Annotated in this window: 21 protein-coding genes; 8 read left to right on the top strand and 13 right to left on the bottom strand. The window is 29.3% G+C overall.

Annotated features, from left to right (window positions below; genetic code table 11):
- Nucleotides 1-205: 205 nt before the first annotated feature.
- The 3 genes from BTO18_RS01620 to BTO18_RS01610 all read left to right on the top strand — a co-directional run bounded on the left by BTO18_RS01620 (nucleotide 206) and on the right by BTO18_RS01610 (nucleotide 2,074).
- Nucleotides 206-628, top strand: a complete 423-nt coding sequence (locus tag BTO18_RS01620; RefSeq protein WP_105014544.1) for a hypothetical protein — start codon at nucleotides 206-208, stop codon at nucleotides 626-628.
- Nucleotides 579-1,115 carry a hypothetical protein gene (locus BTO18_RS01615; RefSeq protein WP_211295555.1) on the top strand — a complete coding sequence of 179 codons (537 nt, stop codon included), beginning with the start codon at nucleotides 579-581 and terminating at the stop codon, nucleotides 1,113-1,115. Before BTO18_RS01620 ends, BTO18_RS01615 begins: the two co-directional genes overlap by 50 nt.
- A gap of 260 nt (nucleotides 1,116-1,375) precedes the next feature.
- A complete protein-coding gene (locus BTO18_RS01610; protein ID WP_105014542.1) occupies nucleotides 1,376-2,074 on the top strand; it encodes a hypothetical protein in 699 nt (232 codons plus the stop codon).
- 561 nt (nucleotides 2,075-2,635) lie between these two features.
- Here BTO18_RS01610 and BTO18_RS01605 read toward each other — a convergent pair.
- The 10 genes from BTO18_RS01605 to BTO18_RS01560 form a co-directional block, all read right to left on the bottom strand.
- Nucleotides 2,636-2,932, bottom strand: coding sequence for a GIY-YIG nuclease family protein (locus BTO18_RS01605; RefSeq protein WP_105014541.1), 297 nt, complete (start codon nucleotides 2,930-2,932; stop codon nucleotides 2,636-2,638).
- A gap of 99 nt (nucleotides 2,933-3,031) precedes the next feature.
- Entirely contained in the window at nucleotides 3,032-4,717 is a 1,686-nt protein-coding gene (locus BTO18_RS01600) for a hypothetical protein (RefSeq protein ID WP_105014540.1), read from the bottom strand.
- 76 nt (nucleotides 4,718-4,793) lie between these two features.
- Entirely contained in the window at nucleotides 4,794-5,318 is a 525-nt protein-coding gene (locus BTO18_RS01595; RefSeq protein WP_105014539.1) for a hypothetical protein, read from the bottom strand.
- 153 nt (nucleotides 5,319-5,471) lie between these two features.
- Entirely contained in the window at nucleotides 5,472-6,707 is a 1,236-nt protein-coding gene (locus tag BTO18_RS01590) for a DUF6638 family protein (RefSeq protein ID WP_105014538.1), read from the bottom strand.
- Between the two features lie 103 nt (nucleotides 6,708-6,810).
- Nucleotides 6,811-7,449 (bottom strand): hypothetical protein, encoded by a 639-nt coding sequence (locus BTO18_RS01585; RefSeq protein WP_105014537.1) that lies wholly within the window; start codon nucleotides 7,447-7,449, stop codon nucleotides 6,811-6,813.
- Between the two features lie 38 nt (nucleotides 7,450-7,487).
- Nucleotides 7,488-7,940: an RDD family protein gene (locus tag BTO18_RS01580; protein ID WP_105014536.1), complete on the bottom strand. Its 453-nt coding sequence runs from the start codon at nucleotides 7,938-7,940 to the stop codon at nucleotides 7,488-7,490.
- Nucleotides 7,937-8,527, bottom strand: coding sequence for an NUDIX domain-containing protein (locus BTO18_RS01575; RefSeq protein WP_105014535.1), 591 nt, complete (start codon nucleotides 8,525-8,527; stop codon nucleotides 7,937-7,939). The genes BTO18_RS01580 and BTO18_RS01575 overlap by 4 nt, the downstream gene beginning before the upstream one ends.
- Entirely contained in the window at nucleotides 8,517-10,478 is a 1,962-nt protein-coding gene (locus tag BTO18_RS01570; protein WP_105014534.1) for an AAA family ATPase, read from the bottom strand. The genes BTO18_RS01575 and BTO18_RS01570 overlap by 11 nt, the downstream gene beginning before the upstream one ends.
- A 77-nt stretch (nucleotides 10,479-10,555) precedes the next feature.
- Nucleotides 10,556-11,599 carry a hypothetical protein gene (locus BTO18_RS01565; RefSeq protein ID WP_105014533.1) on the bottom strand — a complete coding sequence of 348 codons (1,044 nt, stop codon included), beginning with the start codon at nucleotides 11,597-11,599 and terminating at the stop codon, nucleotides 10,556-10,558.
- Between the two features lie 79 nt (nucleotides 11,600-11,678).
- A complete protein-coding gene (locus BTO18_RS01560; protein WP_105014532.1) occupies nucleotides 11,679-13,019 on the bottom strand; it encodes a coiled-coil domain-containing protein in 1,341 nt (446 codons plus the stop codon).
- Between the two features lie 224 nt (nucleotides 13,020-13,243).
- Here BTO18_RS01560 and BTO18_RS01555 point away from each other — a divergent pair, with 224 nt between their 5' ends.
- Complete coding sequence (locus BTO18_RS01555; protein WP_105014531.1) at nucleotides 13,244-17,914, top strand: T9SS type B sorting domain-containing protein; 4,671 nt, start codon at nucleotides 13,244-13,246, stop codon at nucleotides 17,912-17,914.
- 98 nt (nucleotides 17,915-18,012) lie between these two features.
- On the opposite strand, the gene capB is transcribed toward BTO18_RS01555, so the two are convergent.
- The 3 genes from capB to BTO18_RS01540 all read right to left on the bottom strand — a co-directional run bounded on the left by capB (nucleotide 18,013) and on the right by BTO18_RS01540 (nucleotide 22,508).
- Nucleotides 18,013-19,260 carry a cysteate-C-fatty acyltransferase gene (gene capB / locus BTO18_RS01550; RefSeq protein WP_105014530.1) on the bottom strand — a complete coding sequence of 416 codons (1,248 nt, stop codon included), beginning with the start codon at nucleotides 19,258-19,260 and terminating at the stop codon, nucleotides 18,013-18,015.
- 80 nt (nucleotides 19,261-19,340) lie between these two features.
- On the bottom strand, nucleotides 19,341-20,336 hold the full coding sequence (gene capA / locus BTO18_RS01545; RefSeq protein WP_105014529.1) for a cysteate synthase: 996 nt from the start codon (nucleotides 20,334-20,336) through the stop codon (nucleotides 19,341-19,343).
- Nucleotides 20,337-20,402: 66 nt separating this feature from the next.
- Entirely contained in the window at nucleotides 20,403-22,508 is a 2,106-nt protein-coding gene (locus BTO18_RS01540; protein WP_105014528.1) for a S9 family peptidase, read from the bottom strand.
- 136 nt (nucleotides 22,509-22,644) lie between these two features.
- Here BTO18_RS01540 and BTO18_RS01535 point away from each other — a divergent pair, with 136 nt between their 5' ends.
- The 4 genes from BTO18_RS01535 to BTO18_RS01520 all read left to right on the top strand — a co-directional run.
- Nucleotides 22,645-22,968: a YbaB/EbfC family nucleoid-associated protein gene (locus BTO18_RS01535; protein WP_105014527.1), complete on the top strand. Its 324-nt coding sequence runs from the start codon at nucleotides 22,645-22,647 to the stop codon at nucleotides 22,966-22,968.
- Between the two features lie 4 nt (nucleotides 22,969-22,972).
- Nucleotides 22,973-23,260 (top strand): DUF2752 domain-containing protein, encoded by a 288-nt coding sequence (locus tag BTO18_RS01530; RefSeq protein ID WP_105014526.1) that lies wholly within the window; start codon nucleotides 22,973-22,975, stop codon nucleotides 23,258-23,260.
- A gap of 12 nt (nucleotides 23,261-23,272) precedes the next feature.
- A complete protein-coding gene (locus BTO18_RS01525) occupies nucleotides 23,273-23,590 on the top strand; it encodes a CCC motif membrane protein (RefSeq protein WP_105014525.1) in 318 nt (105 codons plus the stop codon).
- A gap of 148 nt (nucleotides 23,591-23,738) precedes the next feature.
- The coding region (locus BTO18_RS01520; RefSeq protein WP_105017467.1) for an AsmA-like C-terminal region-containing protein at nucleotides 23,739-25,678 on the top strand (1,940 nt) is incomplete at its 3' end.

The raw sequence follows: 25,678 nt of genomic DNA, 5'->3' as shown, positions 1-25,678 counted from the left end.
TAACAAAGTTACAACAAATAATTTTATTTACCAAGGAAAATATATCCTTGGAAGTATTTTATACTAATTTTAAATATTTATAGGAATTTTTACTGTTGATTTTCTAAATAAAAAAACTAACTTTGAAACAGTAGATAAAAAGAATTATAAGACAAGGATTATTCATGAAAATTTATATTTATTACTAAACCTGAACTATTAAAGAATGATTGTACCTGTAGAAAACATTGTTGAGACGGTTGATTTAACAGCTGATGACGTTTTATTACCCTTAATGGAGTGTATAGTCAATTCAGTGATAAGCTTACAGCAATCAGATACCCAAGCTGAAGATAAATATATACAAGTTAAAATCATTCGAGGTAAAGCACCAAGACAAATTAACCTTGAAAAGGTTAATACGATTGAAAGTATAATAATAACAGATAATGGGATTGGTTTTAATCAAAAAAACTATAAATCTTTTGAAACACCTTTCTCAAAGATAAATAGAGAATTTGGATGCAAAGGAATTGGAAGATTTACTGTACTTGCCGCTTTTGAAAATCTAAAAACTAGAAGTAATTACTTTGAAAATAATGATTTCAGAAAAGGTAATGGAACATTGTCTAATTTATTACCTCAATGATACTTTACCAAATATTGTTATTTATGATGAAGAGAATAATGAAGTTGAATACATAAATGATTTATTCCAAAAAGTTTCTAAAGAGAAAGAAAGAACTTTTGATTTAAAAGAAAAATCATTTAAGATTTATATAACCAAAACTCCTAAAGAAGGCAATAGGAAAAACAACTATGCTTATTATTGTGCAAATTCAAGAGTAGTTGGGACACCAAAAAACATTAAAAATTTTAATAGTTTATTCAATTATCCAATTACAAAAAATGGAAAATTATATTTTCTAGATGTTTATGTTGTATCAGAGTATTTAAATCAAAAAGCTTTTAGCACAAGAAACGGATTTAATATTCCTAAAGAAAACGAAAATTTACTTTTCAACGATGCAAAACTAATAACATTTCAAGATATTGAAGAAAAACTAACATTAATTTTAGAAAACGAATACGATGAATTTGAAAAGAGTCCAAAATTAAAAGTCAAAAACAAATAGAAAATTATATAATACAAAATGCACCTAGGTATAGAAGTTTTTTAAAAAACACTTCAATTTTAGATTCAATTCCTCCCAATTTATCAGAGGACAAACTTGAAGAACATTTATATAAAATTTCATATTCTGCAAGAAAAAAAGTTGAGAATCATATAGATAAATTTATATCTGACAAACAGATTAATGAAGAATCAATTGAACAAATTAAAGATGACATAAGAGAAAAAACTGCTTATGATGTTGATAGTTTAGCGGATTATATGACAAGAAGAAGAGCTATAATTCAATTATTTGAAAAGTTTTTAGACGCTGATGAAGAAGGAAAATATAAATTAGAAGAAGATGTACATAACATAATTTTTCCAATGGGTTTAACTAGCAATGAAACTTCATACGAAAATCATAATCTTTGGTTATTAGATGAAAGATTTATTAACTATAAATTTATTGCTTCTGACAAGTCAATTACTTCATTTTCGCAAAAGAAAAGTAGTAAAGAACCTGACTTACTCTTAACAGATAGTCCAGATATGTTTAATAATCCAATTAGTTTTGGAAACAGGAGTGCTGGAGAAGTTAACTCAATGGTAATTTTTGAATTCAAAAGACCTGGTGATATTGCTCATCAAAAAAATAAAAAAAATTATAGATGGCAGTTTTCTGATTTAGTAGAACTGTATTTTGATGAATTTCTTTATAAACAAGATAAAAAAAATTATAAAGGAAATCATATCATTATAACAGATAATACACCAAAGTTTGGATTTATAATTATGGATATTATACCACCTCTTTTAGCAAAATTCAATGAAGGTAAAGGTTGGAAGAAAACACCATTTGGAACTTATTATAAAATTCAACCTGAATTAAATATGCATATTGAAGTTATGAGTTTTAGAAAGTTATTGGATATAGCTCAAAATAGACATAGTGCATTTTTTGATAAACTTTTCAGTTAAAATTCAATTTAAAATCCATATGCTAGCAAACAAGTCTAGCCCATATTGCAATGGCATCCTTTTTATAAACTGATTAAATAGACGTCATTACGAATGAGAAACGAATGAAGTAATCTCTCTTTCGATTAAGAGATTGCTTCGTAAACTCGCAATGACATTATCTAAAAATAAAAATGTTTGCTAACAAGTCTAGCCCTGATTAACTCTACTTTTACATTTTATTGAATGGTTGAATGTGCTACATTAAAAATGACATCCTTTTTCTAAACTGATTAAATAGAAGTCATTACGAGTCAGGAACGAATGAAGTAATCTGTTTTTAATTAGAAGATTGCTTCGTAAACTCGCAATGACATTATCTAAAATTAAAAATGTTAGCTAACAAGTCTAGCTTTAGGTTAACTCTACTTTTACATTTTATTGAATCGTTGAATTCCACTTGCATTTGAAATGGCATCCTTTTTTCTAAACTGATTAAATAGACGTCATTACGAATGAGGAACGAATGAAGTAATCTCTCTTTCGATTAAGAGATTGCTTTGTAAACTCGCAATGACAAACTTAAAACTGAAACAACCAGTTATCAGATAAATCATTCCAATTAGGATTTTCTAAATTTACCAAGTCGTTTTTACGTTTTCTATTTCCAGCTTTTAATTGTTTTTCTCTTACGATAGCAGAGTTAATATCATCAAATTCTTCAAAATATATTAACTTATTGCAATTATATTTCGCAGTAAAACCCTTAAATTCTTTTGTTTTATGTTGGTAAATCCTTTTAAGTAGATTACTAGTTACACCAATATATAAAACAGTATTATTTTTGTTCGTTAAGAAATAAACGTGGTACTTTTTCATCTTTTTCTTTTAAAGATAAAAAACTTTGACTTAACCAAGTCTACGACTGAAATAATTTGTTTCTCTATTAAGAGATTGCTTCGTAAACTCGCAATGACGCTAGTTCATCTTAATAGAATCAATACGTTTTTGCAAACGTTCTATTTCTTTTTGCTTTGCTTGTTGGTTAGATAACAACTGAATGGAATCTAATATTTGTCGGTTTTGTTCTAAAATAGTTTTCTCTTTTTCAAAATAAATATTCTGGTTTTCGCTACTTCTCCATGCTTCATTCAGTTGCAAATATACTTCTTCATTCCATTTGCTTGGGTGTTTGGCATCAATCCAAATTACATCTCTGTATTCAGCATCAATTAATGCCAAATCTGGAGTTGCAGAACCATCAAACTGTGCATTTTCTTTTTTAATGGCAGAAATGGTACTTAAAAAAAACATCCGTTTTCTTCCTGCAATTTCCTTAATATAAGGTCTAAACTCTACAGGTTTGTTTACAGACCAATCGTATTCTTTTCGAGATTCTATCACCTTTAAAGGCATTGCAGAAACGCCTGCATAACCTTCTTTTTTAGAAGCGTGATCGTAAAAATACAATGCGTCTGTACCATCTGCAGGAATAAAAACACTAAACGTTAAACTGGTTCTTTCTGCACCCACAGGCTCTAAACCAAACCAATGATATAAGCCACTATAAGCACCAGTTTTGGTGTCCGAAAAATCGAAATCGGTTACAAAAGGTTGCTGATTTTGATCGTCTTCTAAATCTGGAATTTTAACTGCGGTTTTCATATTCCAAGGTAAAGGGTCTGAAAAACCTGCCAAAAACTTTAAACTTTCTGCTTGTAAACGCGACACTTTTTCTGCAACCGTATTTTGGCGTGTTAAAAAGACATAGTTTTTCATTGCTGAAGGAGCAACATAGGTTCCTTTTCCTATGGTGATTCTCTCTAGATAATCTTTCCAAGAATGCTCGCCATTTTCTACAATCATCACTCCACCAAAAGTTGGATAAGGAAAAAAGAAACCTTTCCACTTTATTAAACTCACTACCTGTACCCAAGCTCCTTTATCGTTTTTCATATAATAGGTATCACTTGGCTCGTAATTGAACAGCATCCAAGGATTTAAACGTTGTACAACTGCATTGTAGGTGTTTCTACTAAACTTTAAAGATTCGCCAATTGAAAAGGTTACAGGTATTCTATTTTCGCTAGAAAACCTTGGAAATGGTGTGGTACTAGATACTGAAAAGACTTCTTCTGTATTGTCTTTAATACCTTGCCAATAGTATTTTTCTGTGGGCTGTATAGCCATTGTCCATTGATTACTATCATCTACTCTTACCAAATGTGGCAAGGAAACATCTTTGGTTTCGCCTACAGATTCATTAGCCATTGAAAAGATATTTCTTAATGGTTGAATTCTTTCATTCTGTGTTAATGGGAGTTCTACAATTTCAATGCGATTTAAGTCGTTAAAAACATTGTAGGTTTGCATATAATTGTACATTTTAGAATGGAAACCTACGTAATATAGCAACCCAAAAAATATTACTAGCATTCCTAAAATACCTAAACGTTTTCCTGTACTTGCAGATTTTCTAAATTTTCGTAATCCGAAAAACAGAACCATAAAGCACAATAAAATGATGAAAATGAATTTTCTAAAAAACAATAATGCTGGTTGATAATCGTCTCTTAAAAAGAATAACAATCCTATTAGCAATAATGTTAATAGAATGATGTTTCTTTTTTGTTTTGCTCCTTTATTCCAATATGATTTTATCATTTCTTAAATATTTTACTACGAATACACTTACTGTTCTTTTTAATGAAATTCCTGCCTACGCAGGAATGACACAGATTTACAAAAGTCCTTTATCCTTTAAACGTTCTCTAGCACTTTTTTCGTTTTCTTTAGGTGTTTTTTTAATTTCCTCTTGTGCTTTTTCTATAGCAACAGGTTCTTCGTTTTTTAAATCTTCGATAAAATCTTTTCCTTTTTCAATGACATCTTGAAATTTATCTTCTAAAGATTCTGATTGTTCTTCAATAACTGCTGATGATCTAAAGATAAATCCTGCTAGATACATTCCTATTAAAGTCCCGAAAATCATAGAAGCAAATAAAGATATGGTTGCCAAATCTATTGGAATTAAAATACGTGTTATTATAATTCCGATTAAAAAAAGTGAAACAATAAACACCAATCTTAAGAAGAAGGATTGTTGATATACAAAGCCTTTTTTGTCTGTTGTTTTCATTTGCAATTCTTTGGAATTCATCATTTTATTAAAAAAACGATATACTCCATTTCCTTGAGATTCTCTCCAGAAAATAACGGCTCCAAATAAAATGGATGCTATGAAGGTGATGAGTTCTATTGTCATATTTTTTTTATTTTTTTTCCTGTAAGGTTTCAAAAACCTTGTAGGTATTATTTTATTTAATTTGATACCTACAAGGTTTTTGAAACCTTGCAGGATGCAAAACTTGTTGTTTTCTTACTCTAAATATACAAAATTCTTAATTTGAACCCCTTCCTAAAACCCACCGACAATAGTTTCAATTACCCAATCTTTTTTGGTTTCCTGCCAAGTTTTAAAGTTTTTGTAAAAGTCTTCTTTATCATACCAATACCAAAATAACACGTCTTTTGATGAAATATTAATCAACAATTTCCAGATTAAATCTTGATGATGTGGTCTTAAAGAGGAATGAGGTTTATGTAGGGCAAAATAGAATTCTTGATTTACAATATCCTTTATTTTCAAATCACTATTGCTCTTTTTTTTCTCTAAATAACGCTCAACACTCATCACTTTTTTACGTGATTTGATGTCGATTTTATTCAGATAACTTTTGAACAACATTTTATCTTCTAAAATATCGCTTACTGGATGTTGGGTATCTGTTAAAACTTCTCCGAAAATAAATTTTTTAATACGATCATACCTATCTGTTTTCACTTCTTTTGATAAATTACACTCAATAATAAAATGATCTTTCAACTGTGCTATCAATTCTGATTGCGAAATATGAAACATCAAAACATCATAAGTAGTATCGTTTATAGCTTCTCTATACGCTTCATCTTCTTCGAAAACAAGAATCGGTTTTATAAAATTTCTTAAGAGATAAATTCCGCCAAAAGCTTTAGTATAAAAAGAATCTGATGTGTAAACTATTGGATCTAAAGTGATGTTTCTATTTCTTAAATCGCCATATTTTTTTGCTGATGCTAATAACTGTTGATGAATATTTTCGTCAATAAAATTAGTATCTTTTTTAAAGGTTTCAATCAGTTTTAATTGTTCTTTTTTGGCTTTCTGTAAATTATCAATCAAATGAAACTTGATAATAATTTCTTCGTATTTTAAAACATCTAAAGGTTCGTAAAACACATCTATATATTGATCAAAATCGATACAAATAGCTGAGTCTCTTGTAATATTTTGAATCTTTTTTTCGTGAGTTCTAAAAACCAATTTCATCAATTCTACATCAAAAGAATGATATGGATTGTATATGGGTAATCCCTTTTGTAATGGTGTTATTAAAATTGCGTGCGGATTTGCTTCTCCATTATTCAGGTAGAAAATCTTATTTTTTTCTTCAGCAATTTCTGGACTCCAACCAATTCCGTCAATGGAAAACGAAGTTAATTTTGTAGGCTTAAAACCCAGTTTTACCAAGCATTTATTATAACGTTCTACCAATTTTCCACTTATGGGAATTAGTTCGCTTCTGTACAGATTTGCTTTTTTTAGTTTGTTCATTTTCCTATCCTAAATCCTTTCCAAAGGAAAGGACTTTTGCGCTTTTGATTTATTTACTGATTTTAAAAAAACGACTAATTGCATTTGTCTTTCAAGAATTACGCTAATTTTTGAAAGTTGATATTTGTTTATAGTGATTTAAACTTTCACCTATTGAGTGATTCCAATTTTGATAATCGATGGATTCTATATTATTATTTTTTAAATCAGTAATTGCTTTGTCTAAAATAGCAATAATTTTATCATACTTTGGAAGCTTAAATCCATATACTTTTTTAATTACAAGACTATTTGAATTCCAAGTATACTCTTTTCTTTTGAGTTTATGTAATTTCTGAAACACATATACTGGAATAAATTGACCTTGTTGTTTGGGATTAAAAATAATTTCAATTTCCAACCATTTGTTTGGTTGAAATTCATCTTTTTCAGGTGAAATAACTAGGAAATAATCTTTAAAGTATCCAGAAACTGAAACTTCATTATTCGAAAAACCATTTGAAATAAACCTTTGAAATAAGTCCTTTTTTATTTGTTTTTTCTTCCTTTTGGTGTTGATTCTATCTCCAAATTTATATTGAAAAGTACCCAAAACTAATGTTAGAACAATTGACATTATAGATAACCATAATATCATTTCACCTAACTCTGGAGTATTATAATTTATCACTAAAGGGGGAACTATAGGAATAAGTGTCATTCCAAATACTGGCAAATAATATTTTAATATAATTTCTTTCATTTTATAGTGAAATTATTACTTGAATTTGAATCTCACTTTTAATCATTATACTTGCTTTTTACAACGAAAGTACCAGCAGCCAAATCTCCAATTCTTTGGTTTTCCTTATTTGCAGCTGCTACAATAATTCCAACAACAAGTATACAATCTACAAAACCAACAAAAAATCTAATAAAAGCTTTACCAATATCAATAGGTTCATATGTTTTGGTAACTACTTTAATATCCAAAAAACGTTTTCCTAAAGTTTGTCCCCAAATGCCTTCACTAATTGGCCACAAAAAAAAGAAAATTCCTAGGCTAACCAAAGCTGGAAATCCTTCTAAATTGTAACTAAAAACACCATCATCTTGTGTATCAAAAAAAAATCCTAAAATAACACCAGTCAAATAATAAATAAAAAAATCTATTAAAAAAGCACCTATTCTTCTTAATATACTTGCTTTTTCAAACTTTGTTTGATAATTTTCAAATTCTTCTAATCCACTCATTTTAGCAATTTATTTATCTGTAAATATTGCAATAATAAAATCGTTCTTGCATCAATAATTTCTTCGGTTTCAATCATTTTTAGAGCATCAGAAAAGTTGGTTTCTATAACTTCAATTTCTTCATTTTCATCTTCTAAACCTCCACCATTTTCAGTTTTATCAGAATCTTTGTATTTACCAACAAAAAGATGTACTCTCTCTTTTACGATTCCTGGAGATAAAAAAACTGTACTTACTTTTTTTACTTCTGATATTCTATAGCCTACTTCTTCTTCTGTTTCCCTAATTACACAAGTTTTTGCAGTTTCATTTTCATCTAAAGCTCCACCAACAACTTCAATAGAAAATCCGTTATCAACTCCTGCAACAAAAACTGGCATTCTAAATTGTTTGGATAAAATTACTTTTTTTGTTTTAGGATTATATAATAAGATAGCAACTCCATCACTTTTACCATAAACTTCGTGTGTTAAGTTTACAGATTTTCCATTTTTGAACGTAAAATCAAAGTTTACGTGTTCTAATTTTCCCCAAAAATTGGATGCTACTTTTGATGTTATATTGCTAATTTTCTTTTTAGTTTCCATTTTCAAAATTTCTTCTTGCCTCCAAATCAATATTCAACTGATTCACTCTTGCATCAACTTTACGCTTAAAATCTGTATCAGCTATAGTTGCTACATTATCTAAATAACGCACTACTTCTTGTCTTCTGATTTCAGAAAAATCCAAGCCTTTCATATTCGCTTTCATCAATTCTTGCAACATATTCAATTTAGTAGCATAATCTTTTTTGAAATAAGTTTCAGGATTATCAAACCAATCTTGCTCCAAATCAAAATCTGTTAATCGCAATGAAATTGCAGATTGAATGTTTCTAACATCTCTTGATGAAAAGAATGGAAATATTTTTTGAATTTCTTTATATAAAGTCGCAAAAAATAAATGCTCATTGGTTTTGTGTTTTTGACTTGCTTTGTCATAAGCTTCTAAAACGCTGCGTTCTGATGGTTTTTCTACGGAATTTAAAATATCTCCCATATTTTTTGCCAAACCTTGATCTTTCAAAAAATCATAATTCTGTGGATTTTGCATATTCACAAAATTTGGAATCGTTTTTTCAAACTTTTTCCACCAAATATAATCTTGATCTAAAAAATCGTGCTCTGTTCTTGCTCCATCAATTTTAAACCTTCCTTGTACTCTAGAAATCACTGCTTTGTCTAGCATTTCAGGTAGGTTTGTAAATAAGCCCACAGACGAATTTCCATAATTTACAGCATACGCACCTTCTGTATATCGTAAGAAAACACCAATAACTTCTTTAACTCCAGCAGAAACACCTTGTGCTGTTCTTTCTTGTAAATTGTTTTCTGCATCATCAATTGGTGCAAAAATAATTTTAGTTGGATCTTGCATTGGTTTCATCCATTCTACCATTTTTTCTGCAGAACCTCCTTGAAAAGTAGAGATTAGAGTATCTGGCATTGGATGAAATAAAAACGGAATATCTAAATGATCACAATGTTCTTTTAAACGAGTTGCAATTGCTGCAATTAACATACTTTTTCCTGTTCCTGGAATTCCATATCCCATAAAAACAGGCATAAAACCACCTAATTCTTGAAACGGATTTTTCTGTGCTTCAAAATCGTAGCTCAACATTCTTTCTGTTAATCTACGAGCAAAATGTTTTGCATCTTTATTTCCTACAATTTGCTCAAATTGAATTTTATTGAACTCTACACTTTTAGCTGTTCCTTGAAAAACGTTTTCCCAACCTGAAACTGCGAAATCTGAATTTTCTAATTTATAGGTTCTGTCTACAATAGTTTCTGTATATTCTAAACTGCTTTTACGCAACTGAATTTCATCAATTAAAGCTTCAAAATAAACAACAGTAAAATCGACAACATCTTTGTCTGATTTTATGATTTCTGGATGACCTAAATATTTATCAAAGTAAAATAAAGCACACGCAATTCCTTTTAAGGGCGATAAAAAAGATACTTCTGGAATGCCTGCAAACTTTTGTTTCATTACAGATAAATCATCAGAAGCAAAAGATTTTAAATCGTGTAAAATTTTATAGGATGTTGCAAATAATTGAAAAGCAGTTGCTGTTTGTAATTTGCTTTCAAACTCTCTTTTTCCTGATGAATCTAAAGCCGTTTTTCGTTCATTTAAAGCTGATAAACCTGATGCATCATAATAAGCATCTTTAATCCAAATTCCTAAAGTTAAGCCTTCTTGAACTGCAAATAATGTTTGATTTAAATGAACAGGAATTGCAATTGAATCTGGCAATAATCGTTTTTTTAACGCCAAAATAGTTTTAGAAACGGAAGTAACTTCAACATTACTTCCATTATTTGCTCTTGATAAATACAGCAAAATGGAATCGTCTTTGGCATTTTTTTCTCTACTTTTTGCTTTATTACCTTGTTCCCACTGAACGGATTTTATATAGTCTGTAGCTTCATCACGAAGTACATCTAATTCGTTTTGTTTTATAGGAAATGTTGAGTTGTGTTCCATTTTTTTCTGTTTTCAATTTACAGACTTCACAGGTTTTCAAAACCTGTAAGGTCTTTGATAGCTTTAAATTTTATTTACTACTTAACCTTAAGATCAGACATTAAAATTGGTTCTTTCTCGAGTTTATCTAAAGCTCTTGGCACTTGATTGTAAAGTAATTGAATTACTCTATGTGATGCAAAAAGATATTGTTGTTTTACAACTTCGCTCCATTTTTGCATGGTTTGTTTTGTAAAAAAACCTCCTTCTGTAAAAGTATCTCCAGAAAAAACTTCATCAATTTTTAATGATAAAGCATATGAATCTAATGTTATTGTTTTATCAGCTATGGCTTTTAGAATAGTATGCGTTATTTCGTTTTCATCTTTTGCAAAAACATTGTGCAAAGGCCCTAAATCGATTCTTTTAATGTGTTTTGGACGAATATCTTCTAGTTTTCTATCAATATTATAAGCCATTGCATCTAAAGGCATTTCTCTATCTGCACTTTCTTTTAAAACTTGATAAATTTTTTCTTTGTCTCTTATAGCATCTCTTTTATCATAATCAAAATACATAAAACAAATAAAAGGTCTGTTGTGACTTACATCGTAAAAACTCCAACTTGTTACATATTGATAGTTTGCATTTTCAGGACCTTCCAAAATTTTACCTTGTACAAATCGATTGAAAATGAGTTTTTTATTAACAGAAGTATAATATATTATTGATGACGCTTTAAATAAATCTCTCTTTTTAATTGGTTGTTTTTTACGTAAAAGCGTATCTAAAAATTGTGATTTTAGACTATCTATATCAACTAACTTATCAATATAATTTTCACGTAATTCTAAATCATTATACAAAAAACGAAACTCTAAATAATTAGGAAATCCTGAATCTGTTAAATCGACTTTCATATTATCTTCCTCATCGTACATATATTTAATTCGCATTGCTTCAATAGAATACAATAACAAATCTGAATATTGTTTGAAGAAAATTAATTCTTGTTGAGAACATAAAGCTTCTTGCTGAATGCTTACAATCAATTCTTTTAGAACAAAATCTACCATTTTATGATAGAAAACATATTGTTCTTTGGAATTTAAAGCAGCAGAATCTAAAGGAGTTGGAATCATTTTTTAGTATTCAGTTTGCAGTTTTCAGTAAACAGTCAACATTGGAATGAGAACTATTGACTGAATACTACTTACTCATTTAAGATAACATATCATCATTTGAATTATCAACTTTCGGTTTTTCTGTAGGAATATCTTCTAAAGTTGGTGTTTCTTTATCAGCTTTATAATAATCCTCGAAAATCTCTTTCATGTCTATTCCATATCTGTCTGCAAAATTCTTTTGAATGTCGATGTCTTTTTCTCTGATTTCGTGAAGTGCTTCTGCATAAGTGCTATACACGCCTTTCATTACTTTTTCATGAACAGGAATATTATCCATCATTTCTTGACGAGCTCTAGCACTTGCAGAATGCATAGAAGCTAAAGTTTCACCTATATGTTCATCTGTTTTTACACCTAAATGCTCTAAAATTCCAGCAAATTCTTGATCTGTTCTCGCTTTTAAAGCCACTACATAACCATCATAATACTTTAATCTTTCTTCAGTATCTGACTTTAATTTTGCTCTGTGAGTTTGTAAATTAGAACGCAGAGAAGTCAATACTTTAATCGTTAAATTATGTTTATGTACAAAACTATCTTTACTTGCTGCTAATGTTGTATAGGCATTTTTAAGCCCTTCTAACTCTTCAACTTTTTGCTCAATTGTTGTTACTTTTCCAATAGCTTCAGAATATGCTGTTGATTGCTTGTCTGCAATTTCATCTAATTCTTGACGTGCTTGTTTTAACAAAGCATATTGTTCTTCTAGCTTACCTTCAATCTCTTTTTTCTTTTCTAAAGATTTTGTGTGATTTTTGGAAGCTTCAACAATAGCCGTTTTTAACTTTTCTTCTACTTCTTTAATTTCAACTTCCCTATTTTTTAAACGGGTAACAGCAGCTTGAGATTTGTAAGAAAGTTCACTTAATAAAGTTTCTACATCTGCACTTTCAATACGTTCTTGAAACATTGCTTTTGCCTTATTATCAGCACCAGCTCTTACTTTCTCTGCTTCAGCAAATTCTTCTATTTCTTTTTTTATTTTCGATTTTCTTCCCCAAAGATTATTCCACCAAGTATCTGGTTTATTTTGAGCATCTTCTAATTCAATTCTGGCTCTTTCTAATTCTTTTTGAGCATCATCAATAACTTTTTGCTCTTTAGGATTTAAAGAAGAGAATTTCTCAAACATAATCCCTACTTCATCTTGATAATCTGTCAAATCTTTAATAGCGTCTAAAAGTGTGGTTCTGTCTTTTTCAGCCATATGTACAACATCATCTAAAGTTGCATTCAGTATTTTTTGACGAGATTGTGGGTCGTCTTCTTGAGCTAATTTAGATTTCATTGTATCTATGGCTTTACCCCAATTTACATCTACTTTTTCAGTTTTCTCATTAGAATTTGTTTCTAATAAATCAAAATCATCAGACATATTATTTTAGTTTTTTATAAGGTTGAACAATTTTTGAAAAAGCAATTTCGTTATTTTTTTTAAGTATAAGAAATATAACTTTAAATATATGTAGCTTTTATTTAAAAAATGTTACAAATGTTTAATCCTTACGTCTAAAAATAATCACTTTTATCAATGTTAAAAATTGAGTAATTGTGCTAGTTTTTAAATATATTTGAATATTCTATTATAAACTCTATTAAATGAAGAATTTTTCGTTAATAATATTCTTACTTTTTACATTAAATATATTTTCTCAAAAGGAAGCTAATATCTGGTATTTTGGTGAAAATGCTGGTATTGACTTTAATGAAAGCCCACCTAGATTTTTGTTGAACGGACAGATTAATACACTAGAGGGATGCTCATCTTTTTCAGATTCTAATGGTAATTTACTTTTTTATTCAGATGGAATTAAAGTTTTTGATAGAAATCATAACTTAATGACGTATACCAATGGTAATAGAGCAGATGATTTAAAAGGTGACCCTTCAAGCACACAATCTGGAATGATAATACCTAAACCAGGCTCCTCAACAATATATTATCTTTTTACTGTTGATGATGGGCCAAGTTTTAATAATAATGGAGGTATTACTGAAGATGGTAAAGGATTAAATTATTATACCATAGATATGTCTTTGAATAATGGTAATGGGCAGCTAATTGATGAAAATAATGACGGTGTTTTTTTTACAGATTTATCTAATGGACTTCATAATGATTGGACAGAAAAAGTAGCTGCTGTTAGAGGTAAAGAATGTAACACTTTTTGGGTTGTATCTGCAGACAATACAAATTTTTATTCTTTTAAAATTGATGATTCTGGAGTAAATTTAACTCCAGTGCCTAGTCCAGTAAATAATTTTGTCAGTGGAAGAGGGTATTTAAAATTATCTCCTGATGGTTCTAAATTAGCGATTGCTAATCAAAGTTCTAATGCTGTATTGTATGATTTTGACAATAGTAATGGAAAAGTTAGTCCTAATAATGGAACTATTCTATTAAATGGAATAAATGGAAGCTTTAATGGAGGTCAACCCTATGGAATCGAGTTTTCAGCAGATTCAAAAAAACTATACGTTTCAACTGTTTCTGGTTTTAGACAAACTCTTTCCAATGCCCCTGTTAATTATAAATTATTCCAATTTGATCTGACTGATGCTGATATACCTGGATCTGGAACTATAATTCACGAACAATTAGCAGGAAGTACAGATTTTCCACAAGGAGGTTTTAGAGGAGCTTTGCAACTAGGCCCAGATGGAAAAATATATGCAACAATACCTTTAGCCTATCAAGATCCTAATAATGCAGCAAACCCCAATGGAGATGCTCCATATTTAGATGTAATTGAAAACCCTTATGAAGTAGCTTCTAAAGTTATTTTTACAAAAAATGCAATTTATTTAGGTACAAAATTTGCTACCCAAGGTCTACCTCCTTTTATTTCATCTCTTTTATTACCCATAAATCTAACAGATTCAGATACAAACCTTCCTATAGTAAGCAATCAAGCTTTACAGTTATGTGTTAATCAAAATAAAACTATTAAACCTGATGATCTTGATGTTGGCACATCAAATGAAAACTATATTTGGACATACACTGATGGAGTAAATATCACTGAAATATCTAATTCGGCTACTATAAAAAATTTAGAACTTACAAATATTACCGCTAGTGAAGCTGGAACTTATAGTCTAAAAATTACTGCTATTGATGGTTGTAATAACCCTGTTGAGTTTAATGCAACCTTTAAAATAGAAGTTTATGAACAAGCCAGTGCCAAAAAACCAGATGATATCGTTTTTTGTGATACTGATAGAGATGGTTTTAATTCATTTGATTTAAATACTTTAAAAGACACTGAAATTTTAGACGGATTGGATTCAAATACTTTTGAAGTGAAATATTTTGATACAATGGATAAAGCTAACGCTAATACAGTAGGTACCGAAATTTTGAATCCTTATACAAATCCAACTGCTTTTAGCTCTCAAAATATTTATGCTCGCGTACAAAATAAGTTAGCACCAAATGCTTGTTTTGCAGTTACCGATTTTGTTTTATCAGTTACAGATTTGCCTGTACCCAAACAACCAACACCTTACAGAATTTGCGATAATGATGATGATGGAAATGATATAAATGGTGAAGTACAAACGTTTTTATTAAATACAAAAGATACTGAAACTTTAGATGGTTTAGATCCAACTCAATATAATATCACTTATCATACTACTCAAATTGGTGCTGAAAATAATGACCCAACAACTGTAATTCCTAAAAATGCAAATCATTCAGTAACAATTTCTCAAATAGTTTTTATTAGAGTAGAAAATAAAGACAATGTAAACTGTTATGATGCATCAACTAATTTAGAGTTAATAGTAGATCCTTTACCAGTACTAAAATCTAATCCAGAGTTAGATCAATGTATAGCTGCAAATAATAACAATCCTACTGTAAACTTAAAAAATGCTGAATTTAATATTTCTGAAACACCAAATGCAACATTTACTTACTTTGTAGATGCATCTGGCACAAATTTAATAACTGACCCAACATCTTATCCTGTTCAAGTAAATACTACACAGTCTGTTTTTGTAAGAGTTACTACGAATCAAAATTGTTCTAGAGATTTAATTGAGTTAAAAATAAATGTCGGTCAAACACCAGATAACCCATATAATGCTCTACAGCCTCCTGTATGTGACGATTTTTTAGATGCTAATGGAAATGATACTACTGGTATGAATAACGATACTGATAATATTACTAATTTTTCATTAGATAAAGCTAATATAGAAGCAAATATTAACCCACCAGCAAATACAAGAGTTTTATATTTTGAAAATATACAAGATAGAGCAAACACGTTAAACGAAATTGATATCACTAACTATAGAAATGATATCAATAAAATTAATATCACCCAAATCAATGGTGGTGTTCAATTTCCAATTTACTATAAAATTTTAAGTACAGTAAATAATAACTGCCAAGGGTTGGGAGAATTTATACTGCAAATTAATAGTGTACCTAAAGTGAGTAGTGAAACGCTTTCTCCAATTTCCGAATGTGATACTGGTGCAATTGATGGAAATTTTTCGAATGGTAGCAATAGAAATATAGATTTAACACAAAGAATTGATGAATTACTTGCAGGTACAAATCAAAATAGAAATGATTTTAATTTCTACTTTTTTAAATCAGAGGCAACTGCAATTTCTGGTGATACTTCAAATGCAGACTACATAGATACACCTACACAGTTTACAAATGATGTACCTCCAACATTTACTCAAGGAGATACAGTTACTCAAGAAATTTTTGTAAGAGTAGAAAATAAAACCACAAGTTGTGTAAATCCTCACACAAGTTTTAATGTAATTATCAATCCTTTACCAATAATTACAACTGCAATACCCTCTTTAGAAGTATGTGATGTAGGAACTAAAGATGGTGATGTTAGAAACGGACTTGCCCAAAATATTGATGTGAGCCAAAGAGATGCAGATATTTTAGGTGCAAGAAATGCTGCTGATTTTACAATTACATATCATAAAACACAGGCAGATTTAATGGATTTAAATTCTACAGGTATTGATAAAATTAGTTATGATTCTGATGATACTAGAGTTACGATTGATGCTACAACAAATATTAGTGAAGAAGTTTTATTTATTCGAATTCTTGACAAGAATACTGGTTGTGTATTTGACCAATCTACGCTTACTATTGTTGTAAATCCAGAACCTACATTTATACCTCCTACAAATTTACCTTATTGTGATAATAATGATGATGGAGATGATACTAATCAAGTAATTCAAGATATAGATTTTGACAGTAAAATAACTGAAATTTTAGGTTCTACTCAAAACTCTAATGATTTTAATGTTACATTTCACAAAACTAAAGCTGATGCATCTTCTGGAGATTCTCCTATTTTATCACCTTACGAAAACACTAACCCAACAGAAAGGATATATGTACGTATTCAGAATAAGAAGACACTTTGTGTAAATGATGATGCAGAATTTGATCTTATTATCCATCCTTTACCAAGTTTTACAGTAACAACACCACAAATATTATGTTTAAATGATTTACCATTAAATATTTCTGTAGAAAATCCAAACGATGTATATTCTTATGTTTGGACAGATGAAAATGGAACACCTTTAAACACTACTTCAACCGATAATATTGACATATCTACTCCTGGTAATTATAAAGTTACTGCTACAACAAGAGATGGTTCTATGTGTTCTAGAGAAGAAACCATAGAGGTAAGACCATCTAATATTGCAACGTTAAATTCAAGCTTTATCACTATTGTAGATGAATCTAACATCATTAATAATGAACGAAATTTATCAATTTCTATAGATACTATTAATAACGATTTAGGCCCTGGAGATTATCAATTTGCAATATTAAATACTGATGACAATACAAGAACACCTTTTGCAGGTTTTCAAGATGAACCGCTTTTTGAAAATTTAGAAGGTGGTATATATCAAATTATAGTGAATGATAAAAATGGATGTTTACCAGACACAACCTTATTAGTTTCTGTAATCCAATTTCCAAAATTCTTTACACCAAATGGTGATAACGAAAATGAAACTTGGGTAATTAAAGGTGCTAATAAAACCTTTTATCCAGATAGCAGTATTAATATATTCAACAGGTTTGGAAAGCTTGTAGGACAAGTCCCCATTGATGGACAAGGTTGGAATGGAACATTTAAAGGTAAAGTTTTACCTTCAGATGATTACTGGTATAATATTACTTTAGTACCTGCTGATAATACAAAACCAGTCATAAATAAAAAAGGACATTTCTCTCTATTAAGAAGATAATATTATTTTTTATATAAGTATAAACATAGTAGATTTTATGAATCAAAAAAACCGAGCTTTGCTCGGTTTTTTTATTAATTTATAAGGGTTAAAAAAAATCAAACTATTGAAGCTGCTATCTTTTTGTAGGTACCATTTTCTAACTTTTCTCTTATCGCAGAAAAAGCTGTTATAGTATCATCTATATCTTCTTGAGTATGTGTAGCTGTAGGGATTAACCTTAAAATAATTAATCCTTTTGGTATTACTGGATATACAACTATAGAACAGAAAATTCCATGATTTTCTCTTAAGTCATTAACCATTGCCATTGCTTCTGGTATATCTCCTTTTAAAAATACTGGTGTTATACAAGTTTGTGTAGTTCCTAAATCAAAACCAGCATTTCGTAAACCAGATTGTAAAGCATTGGTATTTCTCCATAGCTTCTCTTTTAATTCTGGCATTGTACGTATCATATCTAAACGTTTTAATGCTCCTTTAACCATTGCCATTGGCAAAGATTTTGCAAACATTTGAGAACGCAAATTATATTGTAAAAACTGAATTACATCTGCATCACCTGCCAAAAATGCTCCTATACCTGCCATAGATTTTGCAAAAGTTGCAAAATAAACATCAATTTCATCTTGTACACCTTGCTCAAAACCTGTACCTCTACCTCCTTCTCCAAGTGTTCCAAAACCATGAGCATCATCTACTAATAATCTAAAACCATATTCTTCTTTAAAAGAAACAATTTCTTTTAAACGACCTTGTTCACCTCGCATTCCAAAAACTCCTTCAGAAATCACAAGAATTCCTCCACCAGTTTTATCTGCCATTTTTTTTGCACGTTTGATATTTTTTTCGAAACTTTCCATATCATTATGCTTGTAAACAAAACGTTTACCTGCATGTAAACGCACACCATCTATAATACAAGCATGAGTATCCATATCATACACAATAATGTCATTTTTTGTTACTAATGCATCTATTGCAGACATGATTCCTTGGTAACCAAAATTTAATAAATATGACTTTTCTTTATCAACAAATTCAGCACATTCACGTTCTAATTGTTCGTGCAAAGGTGTATGACCAGACATCATTCTAGCACCCATTGGATAAGCCATTCCATGCTCGTTAGCAGCTTCACCATCAACCTTTAAAATTTCTGGATGATTTGCTAATCCTAAATAATCATTAATACTCCAAGTCACTACTTTTTTGCCATTAAATGACATTCTATTAGAAATTGGTCCTTCTAATTTTGGAAAAACATAGTATCCTTCTGCTTTATCAGCCCACTTTCCTAAAGGGCCTTTATCTGCTTTTATTCTTTCAAATAAATCTGACGCCATCTTATAATTTTTGATTTTTTTCGATTTGCAAAGAAACCGCTTTTTTCGCAGTTAATCAAATTGTTAAGGTAGTAATCTTTCTACAAGAAGCCTTGTGCTTTCATCCAAGAATCGTTGTAGATTTTATTCATGTAACGTGATCCGTGATCTGGAAAGATTAAAACCACAAAACTATTTTTTGTAAAATATCCTTGATTATTGTATTGTTTAGTAGCTTGTAAAACAGCTCCTGAAGTATAGCCACAAAAGATTCCTTCTTTTTTTACAATTTCTCTAGAAGCAAAGGCTGACTCTTTATCTGTTACTTTTTCGTAAATATCTATCACATCAAAATCTGTGGCAGTAGGAATTAAATTTTTCCCTAAACCTTCAATTTTATATGGTGAAACCTCATTCATGTCTAACTTACCAGTTTCATGATATTTTTTTAATACAGAACCAAAAGCGTCTACAGCTAGTATTTTAATGTTCGGATTTTGTTCTTTCAGGTATTTTCCAGTTCCAGAAATTGTGCCTCCAGTTCCACTTGCAACAACCAAATGTGTAATTTTGCCTTCTGTTTGTTTCCAAATTTCTGGGCCTGTAGTTCTGTAATGTGCATCAATATTTAACTCATTAAAATATTGATTAATGTATACTGATTTTTTTGTTTCTTTATGAATTCTTTTGGCAACTTCATAATAAGATCTTGGGTCATCTGCTGCTACGTTTGCAGGACAAATATGCACTTCTGCTCCCATAGATTTTAGCATATCAATTTTATCTTGCGAAGATTTATCACTAACTGCTAAAATGCACTTGTATCCTTTTACAATGCTAATCATAGCCAAACTAAAACCAGTATTACCTGATGTAGTTTCTACAATAGTTGACCCCTTTTTAATTATGCCTTTCTTTTCTGCATTTTCTATAATATGTAATGCGATTCTATCTTTTGCAGAATGACCTGGATTAAAAGCTTCGAGTTTTGCAAAATATTTACCTTTAAAATCTTTAGTAATACTGTGTAATCTTACAAGTGGAGTTTCTCCTACTAATTGTAAAATATTATCAGTTATTCCTTGATTTCTTGTCATTATAAAACTTTAAGCGATTGCAAAAGTAATCATCATTATTGAATAATAAAATTCATTTACAATTATCTACTTTTCAATGGATATTTTATCCTCTAAAGCCAATAAGAAAGTATAATCTTTTGCAGTTTCTTTTAAGGCTTCAAAACGCCCAGAAGCTCCTCCATGACCTGAATCCATATTAGTATGCAACAAAAGAATATTGTTATCAGTTTTTAACTCACGGAGTTTTGCTACCCATTTTGCAGGTTCCCAATATTGAACTTGACTATCATGAAAACCTGTTGTAACTAACATATTTGGATATTCTTTAGCGATAACATTATCATAAGGTGAGTAAGATTTTATATAATCATAGTATTCTTTATTATTAGGGTTTCCCCATTCATTATATTCGCCAGTTGTTAACGGAATTGAGTCATCTAACATTGTAGAAATTACATCTACAAAAGGTACAGCTGCAATAATGCCATTGTATAATTCAGGGTTCATGTTTATGATAGCTCCCATTAATAATCCGCCAGCAGAACCACCCATTGCATATAAATGCTTTGCTGATGTATACTTCTTTTCGATTAAGAATTTAGAACAATCTATAAAGTCTGTAAATGTATTTTTCTTGTTGAGCATTTTACCATCATCATACCAATTTCTACCTAAATATTCGCTTCCTCTTATGTGAGCAATTGCATAAACAAAACCTCTATCTAACAGACTTAAACGTGTTGTTGAAAAACTATCTGGAAGGGTATAGCCATATGAACCATAAGCATATTGCAACAAAGGTGTATCTTTATTTAGTGCTGTATTTTTATGATATACTAAAGAAATGGCTACTCTTTTTCCATCTCTGGCTGATGCCCAAATACGTTCACTCTTATAATTTTCCTTTTTAAATTTACCTCCTAAAACCTCTTGTTCTTTTTTAATTTCCTTTGATTTATTATTCATATTAAAATCAATAACAGAACTTGGTGTTGTAAATGAGTTGTACGAGTATCTTATGATTTCTGTGTCAAATTCTGGATTTCCATATACATTTGCTGTATAGGTTTCTTCATCAAAAGGTAAGTAATAATCCTCTTGATTGTCCCATCTTTTAATTCGAATTTTATTCAATCCATTATTACGTTCTTCTAAAACCAAATAGTCTTTAAATATTGAAAAGTCTTCTAACAAGGTATCTTCTCTATGTGAGATTACATCAACCCAATTTTCTTTTGATGTTTTATTAACAGATGTTTTCATCAATTTAAAATTGGTAGCTTTGTCTTTATTTGTTAAAAAATAAAAATGATCTTTATAATGGGAAACGTTATATTCTAAATCTGTAATCCTTTCTTGTAATATTTTAAATTCACCATTTGGAGTATCAGCATCTAAAAAACGAGATTCTGTAGTTTGTGTTGCAAACGAGCTAATAATAATATATTTCTTTGATTTTGATTTAGTTACATAACATCCAAAGGTTTCATCTTTTTCATGATACACTTCTACATCTTCAGAAATTGGTGTACCTAAAACATGTTTAAATATCTTTTCGCTTCTTAATGTTACAGGGTTTTTCTTGGTGTAAAAAATGGTTTTGTTATCATTTGCCCAAACTGAACCTCCAGTTGTATTATCAATAATATCCTTGTAAATTTTTCCTGTTTCTAGATTTTTTACTCTCAAAAAATACTGCCTTCTACTTACTGTATCAGTCGCAAAAACAGCTAGTTTATTATTGGGTGATACATTTAAACCTCCTAATTGATAATATTCAAAACCTTTTGCCATTTTATTAACATCAAAGAGGATTTGCTCATCTGTCTTTAACGTCTCTTTTTTGCGACTATAAATTGGGTATTGTTTTCCTTTTTCATAGCGAGTTATATAAAAATAACCATTGCTTTTGTAAGGTACAGAAGCATCATCTTCTTTAATTCTACCCTTCATTTCTAAAAATAATGCTTCTTGAAAATCTTTGGTATCTGCAGTAACCCTATCAAAATAAGTGTTTTCAGAATTTAAATAATCAATTACCTCTTGTGTTTGTTCATCTTTAACAGGTGCTAATTTTTGGTCATCAGATAAACGCATCCAAAAATAATTATCAACCCTAACATCTCCATGTTTTTCTAGATGAGTAAGTTTCTTTTTTGCTATTGGAATTTCAATATTAGAAATTTTCATATACTAGTTATCATTTTACAAGCGGTTGCAAAAATAAGATATAATACGAATGTGTAACGAAAAAGTTTTCTCATTTATTAGTCCTGCAAAATTCATGTTAAATTAGTAATTTTGTTAAAAATTTAATACAAAAATTATGTTTGGAGATTTATCTGGAATGATGGGAAAGCTGAAAGAGGCTCAAGAAAAAGTTGAAGAAACTAAAAAAAGATTAGATACAGTTTTGATTGATGAGGCTTCTTCTGATAATAAAGTAAAAGTAACTTTAACTGCTAATAGAAAAATTAAAGCCATTACTATAGATGAGACTTTATTAAATGATGCTGAAGAGTTAGAAGATTATTTAATTATCACTTTAAATAAAGCTATTGAAAAAGCTACTGCCATTAATGAAAATGAGTTGGCTGTTGCTGCAAAAAGTGGAATGCCTAATATTCCAGGAATGAATATGTTTAAATAAACTGATGTTTTTATCTATAGAAGACTATATGCTACCTTGTTTTAGCAAAACTTTTTTCGGTTTTGACTGTTTGGGTTGTGGTTTGCAGCGTTCTTTTGTTTTTTTAATTCATGGTGAGTTTTGGAGTGCCTTTAAAATGTATCCTGCGATTTTTACAATGCTGATTTTAGCTGTATTTATTCTAATCAATTTTTTTAAAAAGTTTAAGCAATCCAACAAAATAATTACTAGATTAGCTTACTTTAATTTATCAATAATAATTATCAACTATCTAATTAAAATTAATCTTTAGAAAAAATCAAAAATGAAAAAATTAAACACTACACTTATCTATGTGCTATCTTCTTTAAGTATTTTATGCTGCTGTTTTGCTGGTTTAGGAATTATTTTGGCACTTCCATCATTTTTAATTGCAAATAAAAAAATGAAAGAAGTAGAAGCAAACCCAGAAGATTATGATCCAGAAGAAATTACTGCTATGGGTAATGCTAAAACCTTTGCTTTAGTTACTTTAGTAATTAATGGTTTATACTTTGCTTATAATGCTTATTATTTTGCAACAACAGATTGGAGTGAAATTGAACAACAAATTCAAGAGGCTATGGATAAGTATCAACAATAATAGTCTTATTTTTAAAGTTATAATATCCAACTAGCAAAAACTAGTTGGATATTTTTTTTGCTTTTCTTTTGCGTTATTATTAACACTATTTAAGCAAAAATAAAATAAGGAATGCTTTAATTTTGTCTAGTAAATAATATAGTATTTTATGAATAAGAAGAAAAAGTCAAAAGGAAAGAAAATTTTAAAATGGGTAATTGGTATTTTTTTAATATTGATTATTGGTTTGGTTTCTATTCCCTTTTTATTTAAAGATAAAATTGTGCAAATGGTTGTAAATACAGCTAACAATGACGTTAATGCAACCATCACTTTTAAAGATTCTGATTTAAGTTTGTTTACCAATTTTCCATTGGCAAGTGTTTCTATTGAAGACATTGCAGTTGTTAATAAAGAGCCTTTTTTAGGTGATACACTTTTTACAGCAAAAAAACTAAACTTAAGTATGAAGATTACAGAGCTTTTTAAAAATACTGGCGAAACATTAGAACTGTCTAGTATTTCTACTTCTGATGGTTTTATAAACATCAAAATAAATAAAGATAATATTGGTAATTATGATATTGCAAAAAAAGAGGATACATCAACAGAAAAAAATAGTCAAGAAAGTAATTTATCACTCAACATAAAAGAATATACTTTAGAAAATATAGATTTTTTATATACTGATGAATCCACTAAAACACATTTAAATATTAGCCAAATTAATCATACAGGAAAAGGAAACTTTGCCAAAGAAATTCTTGATTTGGATACCAAAACCACTGCCAAATTGCATTTAGATATGGAAGGTGTAAATTATATCAGTAATGTAGATGTGAGTTTAGATGCCTTATTGGCTATCAACCTAAAAGAATTAAAATATACGTTTAAAGAAAATGAAGGTTTTATAAATCAATTGCCATTAAAATTTGATGGTTTTATTCAGTTAGTCGATGATAAACAGCTCTATGACATTACGTTTAAAACACCAACATCGTCCTTTAAAAATGCTTTAGCTTTATTACCAAAACAATATTCAGGTAATTTAAAAGACATAAAAACTGAAGGTAATTTTGATTTAAGTGGAACAATAAATGGGTATTATTCAGAAAATTCAATCCCTAAATTAGACATTTCTCTTCAATCAAAAAATGCAATGTTTAAATATAATACACTGCAAAAAGCTGTGACTAATATTAATTTGGATACTAAAATTATCAACAAAACCGGGAATACTAAAGATACCTATCTCTCTTTTAAAACTGTTTCTTTTAAGATTGATAAAGATATTTTTAATGCTAGTGGTAGTTTGAGCAATATCACTCAAAACCCTAAAATTAATTTATCTGCTAAAGGAACAATCAATTTAAATAACATTGATAAAGTATATCCTATTTCGTTAGAAAAAAAATTAGCTGGAGTTTTGAATGCTGATATCTCCACTAGTTTTGATATGAATTCGATTGAAAAACGTAGCTATCAAAATATTAAAAACAGTGGTAATATTACTGTGAGTAATTTTAAATATGATGATAAAGATGTTGCAAATCCTTTTTATATTTCTAAAACGGCTATTGATTTTGATACCTCAAAAATTCAGCTAAAAGAATTTGATGCAAAAACTGGAAATTCAGATTTAAACATTACTGGGAATTTAGACAATTTCTATGGATTTTTATTTGATAATCAAAAACTTAAAGGAAATTTTAATTTAAACTCTAACAACCTAACCGTTGCTGATTTTTTAACTAAAGACACTACTTCTACTAAAAAAAAAGAGGCAAAATCATCTTTAAAAGTGCCCGCTTTTTTAGACATTATTCTTAATGCGAAAGCTAATAATGTAGTTTATGATAACATCAATTTAAAAGAGGTAAAAGGTACTGTAACTTTAAAAGATGAAACTGTAAATCTTAAAAATTTACAAACTAATGTTTTTGGGGGTAATATAGGTTTTGATGGTACTGTTTCAACAAAAGGTAAAAAAGCAACTTTTTCTATGGATTTAAACCTGAATGAGTTGAATATTACAGAATCTTTTTCGTCATTAGAAATGCTGAAAGCCATTGCACCTATTGCAAAAACTATTGAAGGTCAACTAAATTC

This window comes from Polaribacter porphyrae (assembly GCF_002954685.1).
GTDB classification, from domain to species: domain Bacteria; phylum Bacteroidota; class Bacteroidia; order Flavobacteriales; family Flavobacteriaceae; genus Polaribacter; species Polaribacter porphyrae.
This window is presented reverse-complemented; position numbering and strand designations above follow the sequence as displayed.

What these genes read in the sequence shown, in the direction of transcription:
- BTO18_RS01525 (WP_105014525.1), top strand. Translation starts at nt 23,273, where the DNA reads ATGAAAAAATTAAACACTACACTTATCTATGTGCTATCTTCTTTAAGT.
- BTO18_RS01575 (WP_105014535.1), bottom strand. Translation starts at nt 8,527, where the DNA reads ATGGAAACTAAAAAGAAAATTAGCAATATAACATCAAAAGTAGCATCC.
- BTO18_RS01610 (WP_105014542.1), top strand. Translation starts at nt 1,376, where the DNA reads ATGACAAGAAGAAGAGCTATAATTCAATTATTTGAAAAGTTTTTAGAC.
- BTO18_RS01590 (WP_105014538.1), bottom strand. Translation starts at nt 6,707, where the DNA reads ATGAACAAACTAAAAAAAGCAAATCTGTACAGAAGCGAACTAATTCCC.
- BTO18_RS01605 (WP_105014541.1), bottom strand. Translation starts at nt 2,932, where the DNA reads ATGAAAAAGTACCACGTTTATTTCTTAACGAACAAAAATAATACTGTT.
- BTO18_RS01580 (WP_105014536.1), bottom strand. Translation starts at nt 7,940, where the DNA reads ATGAGTGGATTAGAAGAATTTGAAAATTATCAAACAAAGTTTGAAAAA.
- capA (WP_105014529.1), bottom strand. Translation starts at nt 20,336, where the DNA reads ATGACAAGAAATCAAGGAATAACTGATAATATTTTACAATTAGTAGGA.
- BTO18_RS01570 (WP_105014534.1), bottom strand. Translation starts at nt 10,478, where the DNA reads ATGGAACACAACTCAACATTTCCTATAAAACAAAACGAATTAGATGTA.
- BTO18_RS01585 (WP_105014537.1), bottom strand. Translation starts at nt 7,449, where the DNA reads ATGAAAGAAATTATATTAAAATATTATTTGCCAGTATTTGGAATGACA.
- BTO18_RS01530 (WP_105014526.1), top strand. Translation starts at nt 22,973, where the DNA reads ATGTTTTTATCTATAGAAGACTATATGCTACCTTGTTTTAGCAAAACT.
- BTO18_RS01615 (WP_211295555.1), top strand. Translation starts at nt 579, where the DNA reads ATGATTTCAGAAAAGGTAATGGAACATTGTCTAATTTATTACCTCAAT.
- BTO18_RS01535 (WP_105014527.1), top strand. Translation starts at nt 22,645, where the DNA reads ATGTTTGGAGATTTATCTGGAATGATGGGAAAGCTGAAAGAGGCTCAA.
- BTO18_RS01565 (WP_105014533.1), bottom strand. Translation starts at nt 11,599, where the DNA reads ATGATTCCAACTCCTTTAGATTCTGCTGCTTTAAATTCCAAAGAACAA.
- BTO18_RS01555 (WP_105014531.1), top strand. Translation starts at nt 13,244, where the DNA reads ATGAAGAATTTTTCGTTAATAATATTCTTACTTTTTACATTAAATATA.
- BTO18_RS01540 (WP_105014528.1), bottom strand. Translation starts at nt 22,508, where the DNA reads ATGAAAATTTCTAATATTGAAATTCCAATAGCAAAAAAGAAACTTACT.
- BTO18_RS01600 (WP_105014540.1), bottom strand. Translation starts at nt 4,717, where the DNA reads ATGATAAAATCATATTGGAATAAAGGAGCAAAACAAAAAAGAAACATC.
- capB (WP_105014530.1), bottom strand. Translation starts at nt 19,260, where the DNA reads ATGGCGTCAGATTTATTTGAAAGAATAAAAGCAGATAAAGGCCCTTTA.
- BTO18_RS01595 (WP_105014539.1), bottom strand. Translation starts at nt 5,318, where the DNA reads ATGACAATAGAACTCATCACCTTCATAGCATCCATTTTATTTGGAGCC.
- BTO18_RS01560 (WP_105014532.1), bottom strand. Translation starts at nt 13,019, where the DNA reads ATGTCTGATGATTTTGATTTATTAGAAACAAATTCTAATGAGAAAACT.
- BTO18_RS01620 (WP_105014544.1), top strand. Translation starts at nt 206, where the DNA reads ATGATTGTACCTGTAGAAAACATTGTTGAGACGGTTGATTTAACAGCT.